At 60.0% G+C, this 4,215-nt stretch carries 6 protein-coding genes; 2 read left to right on the top strand and 4 right to left on the bottom strand.

Features of this window, described 5'->3' with window-relative positions:
- The 4 genes from dnaQ to A3764_RS02725 all read right to left on the bottom strand — a co-directional run.
- Positions 1–510: DNA polymerase III subunit epsilon (gene dnaQ / locus A3764_RS02740; RefSeq protein ID WP_067951132.1), on the bottom strand; the 510-nt coding region annotated here is incomplete at its 3' end.
- Positions 503–1,093 (bottom strand): dephospho-CoA kinase, encoded by a 591-nt coding sequence (gene coaE, locus A3764_RS02735; protein WP_067922377.1) that lies wholly within the window; start codon positions 1,091–1,093, stop codon positions 503–505. The genes coaE and dnaQ, both read right to left, overlap by 8 nt.
- Positions 1,093–1,926, bottom strand: coding sequence for a shikimate dehydrogenase (locus A3764_RS02730; protein WP_067922380.1), 834 nt, complete (start codon positions 1,924–1,926; stop codon positions 1,093–1,095). Before A3764_RS02730 ends, coaE begins: the two co-directional genes overlap by 1 nt.
- Complete coding sequence (locus tag A3764_RS02725) at positions 1,923–2,522, bottom strand: Maf family protein (RefSeq protein ID WP_067922383.1); 600 nt, start codon at positions 2,520–2,522, stop codon at positions 1,923–1,925. The genes A3764_RS02730 and A3764_RS02725 overlap by 4 nt, the downstream gene beginning before the upstream one ends.
- A gap of 405 nt (positions 2,523–2,927) precedes the next feature.
- Here A3764_RS02725 and A3764_RS02720 point away from each other — a divergent pair, with 405 nt between their 5' ends.
- Positions 2,928–3,377, top strand: a complete 450-nt coding sequence (locus tag A3764_RS02720; RefSeq protein WP_067922386.1) for a CopD family protein — start codon at positions 2,928–2,930, stop codon at positions 3,375–3,377.
- A 123-nt stretch (positions 3,378–3,500) separates the two neighbouring features.
- A partial coding sequence (gene rho, locus A3764_RS02715; RefSeq protein ID WP_082865886.1) for a transcription termination factor Rho occupies positions 3,501–4,215 on the top strand: 715 nt, incomplete at its 3' end.

Here is a 4,215-nt window from a genome sequence, read left to right as displayed (position 1 = left end):
CCGCCCGCCGATGAGTTCCAGATAGACTTCCGCCAGAATTTCACTGTCCAGCAGGGCGCCGTGCAGGGTGCGCGCGGAGTTGTCGATGCTGAAACGACGGCACAGCGCATCAAGCGAGGAGGGTGAGCCGGGAAACCGTTTGCGCGCGATGGCCAGCGTATCCACCGCCCGTTCCCACGGGATGGGCGGAAGTCCCATCCACTTCAACTCGGCATTCAGGAACTTGATATCGAAAGCGGCGTTATGAATGACAAGCTTCGAGTCGCCGATGAAATCGATGAAGGCCTGACCGATGGCCGCGAATTTCGGTTTATCGCGCAGGAAATCGTCGCCCAGGCCGTGGACCTGGAACGCCTCTTCCGGCATGGCGCGTTCGGGGTTGATATATTGGTGATAGGTTCTCCCGGTCGCCACATGGCCGATCAGTTCGACTGCCCCGATCTCCACAATGCGGTCGCCGGTTTCCGGATCGAAGCCTGTTGTTTCCGTATCGAGGACAATCTCACGCATTAGCGATATTCTTTCTGATTTGGGCAACAATCGCCCGCACCTGTGCACGGGCATGGTCCAGTGTATCTGTCTCGACGACGAAATCCGCGCGCGCGCATTTTTCCGCGCTTGGCATCTGCTTGGCCAGAATGGCTTCGAACTGGGCTTCGGTCATCGTTCCGCGTTCGAGAACCCGGCGCCGTTGTTCGGCCTCCGGAACCGTGACGCAGACGGTTCCGTCCATACGCGCATCGCCCCCGGTTTCAAAGAGCAGCGGAATATCCAGAACCGCGATGTCGGATTTGGCGCGGCGCAAAAACTCGGCCCGGTCCTGACCGACCAGCGGATGCACGATCGCCTCGATCCGCCCCAGCGCGGTGGGATCCTCCGCGATGATAGCCTTCAGCGCGGGGCGGGAGACTTCTTCGCCCGTGATCGCCGTGGGAAAGGCCGCGCCCATGGGGGCCACCGCGGCGCCGCCCTTCGCATAAAGCCGATGCACGGCTGCGTCTGCGTCCCAGACGGCGCAGCCTTCTTCGGCAAAAAGGCGCGCTGTCGTGGATTTGCCCATCCCGATAGAGCCGGTCAGACCGAGCAGATACATCAGCGCAGCGCCGCCGCCCGTGCCGCCCGGTCAACCTGCGGGCGCGTTCCGAACCACCGCTCAAACGCCGGAACGGCCTGATGCAGCAACATCCCCAACCCATCCACCGTCACGCAGCCAGCGGCCTCCGCCTCCTGCAGCAGACGTGTCTTGAGCGGGGAATAAACAAGATCGGTGACGACCGTACCGGGGCGCAAGCCATCCAGCGGAACCCGAAGCTCGGATTTGCCCACCATGCCGAGCGACGAGGTATTCACCACCAATGCCGCATCATCCAGCATGTTGCCCGCCTGAACCCAATCGACCACCTGCAGGCGACTGCCGAAATCGCGGCGCAGATTTTCGGCCCGGACCTTCGTGCGGTTGGAAATCCAGATCTCCGGCACGCCCGCGTCCAGCAACGAAGCGACAACCGCCCGGGCCGCGCCCCCGGCACCGAAGAGCGCCGCTGGCCCGCTGCCCGGTTTCCAGTCCGGCGCGCCCTGTTTCAGGTTTTCGATGAATCCGTAACCGTCGGTATTGTCGGCATGAATCTTGCCGTCCTTCCGGAAGATCAATGTATTCGCCGCCCCGATGAGCGTGGCGCGGTCGGTCACGAGGTCCGCGATTTCCAGCGCATGTTCCTTGTGCGGGATCGTGATGTTGACCCCGACGAAGCCCATGCGGGGCAGGGTGCGCAACACGTTTTCAAGGTCGTCCCGGGCCACATCCATGGGAATGTAGTAGCCGTTCAGCCCATGGGTACGAAGCCAATGGCCGTGCAGCTGCGGGGATTTGGAATGGGCAATCGGCGATCCGATTACGCCGGCCAGCGGAATTTTCGCGGGACTCATTGGTCGAGGTCTCCTCGCAGCGTCAGAAAATCGAGCAATTCCAAAAGTGGCATACCAAGGACGTGAAAGTAATCCCCTTCGACACGTCGCATCAAACGCACGCCTTCTTCTTCCAGCTTGTAACAACCGACAGCGTCTTTGATGCTGTCCCAGTTCCGGTCCACATAGGTCGCGATGAAACCTTCGGACAGCGGGCGCATCGTCATCTTCACCCGGCCCACATGCCGCCAGATCGGCTCCTCCCCGCTGTAGAGGACGGCGGCGGAATAAAGACTGTGCTGCGCCCCCTGCATCTTGCCCAACTGCGCAATCGCATCTTCGGGGCTGTCCGGTTTCGACAGAAGCGCGCCGTCGAACTCCAGTACCTGGTCGCAGCCCAGAACCATCGCTTCGGGAAACTTGCCCGCGATCTTGCGCGCCTTGGCCTGCGCCAGCGCGTCCGCAATGTCCCGTGGTCGAACACCTTCGGCCAGAAGCGCGAGGGTCACGCTGTCTTCATCGATCCGTGCCTTTTCCACCTCGTGGGCCATGCCTGCCTGCCTCAGCAACTGCGAACGTATCGCGGAGCCGGAAGCGAGGATAAAAGGGAGTTTCATGGGGATAACCCTGTGCGTTTCAGCGTATCTTGCGCGGGCAGGTGGCGCAAAGAATCCCGTTTCTTCCTCTTGACCCGCCCGGGGGCTGCATATCACCGAGTTGCGCGCGATTCCAACACGGGTGGGAAAGAACAACCCGACCATGTGGAGAAGGTCGAGCCCGCACAGATTCCCCCACCGGGGTATCCCGCAAGGCGCGGCCTATACTTATTTTCAAACCATTGAATTCATTAATTTAAAAGTATTTTCAGACTTAGATGTCCACAGGCATGGCGGCATGTCTGTGCCCAAGGGACCGGATTGCGGATAACCGGATAATCCACAGAAATCCGTACCCCTACTAACAACATCATCTTTCTTCTTTCTTTTAATATTATATGAAGGCCAGCGAAGAAGAGGTGCGATGTGACTGACTTTCTGGCCATGCTCTACCCGTGGACGAAGGCGCTCCATATCATCGCGGTGATCGCCTGGATGGCGGGCCTGTTCTATCTTCCCCGTCTGATGGTCCATCATACCGAACGCGTCGGGCTGACGGGCGAAACGCATGATCTGTTTTCGATGATGGAGGCCAAGCTTTCCCGCGTGATCATGGGGCCCGCCATGGTCGTCACCTGGATTTTCGGCATCTCGCTCGTCCTGACGCCGGGGCTGGTCGACTGGACGCTCATGTGGCCCTGGGCGAAAGGGGCCGCGGTGATCGCCATGTCGGTGTTTCACGTATTCCTCGAACGGCGGGTGAAGGATTTCAACCAGGGCCGGAATGACTTCACCGGGCGGCAATACCGCATCCTCAACGAAGTCCCCACGCTGCTTTTGATCATTATCGTCTTCTCGGTCGTGGTGAAGTTCTAGGCGGATTGACTTGGAGCAACGGGCTTTCTATAGGGGAAAGGCCTCCCGTCCGGGAACGGCGACCATCTGACCATTTAAACGATGAACAGCCCGAAACCGATCGCGGCTGGACGGGACCTCTCCATGACCACAGAAACCCTGAACCTTGCCGATCTGAAGGCGCAGACGCCGAAAAACCTGCTCGCCATGGCGGAAGAGCTGGAAATCGAAAACGCTTCCACCATGCGCAAGGGAGAGATGATGTTCCAGATCCTCCGCGAACGCGCGGACGAGGGCTGGCAAATTTCCGGTGATGGGGTGCTCGAAGTTCTGCAGGACGGTTTCGGCTTCCTTCGCTCGCCCGAGGCGAACTACCTGCCGGGCCCGGATGATATCTACCTTTCGCCCGATATGATCCGCCAGCACTCGCTGCGGACCGGGGACACCATCGAAGGTCTGATCAAGGCGCCCGACGATACCGAACGCTATTTCGCGTTGACCGAAGTGACCCGCATCAACTTTGAGGATCCGGAAAAGGCGCGGCACAAGGTAGCCTTCGAAAACCTGACGCCGCTCTATCCCGATGAGCGACTGACGATGGAAGTTTCCGATCCGACGGTGAAGGACCGTTCCGCCCGGATCATCGATCTGGTGGCACCGATCGGGAAAGGCCAGCGGTCGCTCATCGTGGCGCCGCCGCGTACGGGTAAGACCGTGCTGCTTCAGAACATCGCCAATTCCATCGAGCAGAACCACCCGGAGTGTTACCTGATCGTTCTGCTGATCGACGAACGCCCCGAAGAAGTCACCGACATGCAGCGCAGTGTGAAGGGGGAGGTCGTCTCTTCGACCTTCGATG

Origin of the sequence: Sulfitobacter sp. HI0129 (assembly GCF_001635395.1) — a bacterium.
Taxonomy (GTDB): domain Bacteria; phylum Pseudomonadota; class Alphaproteobacteria; order Rhodobacterales; family Rhodobacteraceae; genus Sulfitobacter.
The sequence above is the reverse complement of the archived record's forward strand: the minus strand, read 5'-3'. Positions and strand labels throughout refer to the sequence as shown.

Excerpts from the sequence above, each read along its gene's own strand:
- coaE (WP_067922377.1), bottom strand. The coding sequence starts at position 1,093 with ATGTATCTGCTCGGTCTGACCGGCTCTATCGGGATGGGCAAATCCACG.
- A3764_RS02730 (WP_067922380.1), bottom strand. The coding sequence starts at position 1,926 with ATGAGTCCCGCGAAAATTCCGCTGGCCGGCGTAATCGGATCGCCGATT.
- A3764_RS02725 (WP_067922383.1), bottom strand. The coding sequence starts at position 2,522 with ATGAAACTCCCTTTTATCCTCGCTTCCGGCTCCGCGATACGTTCGCAG.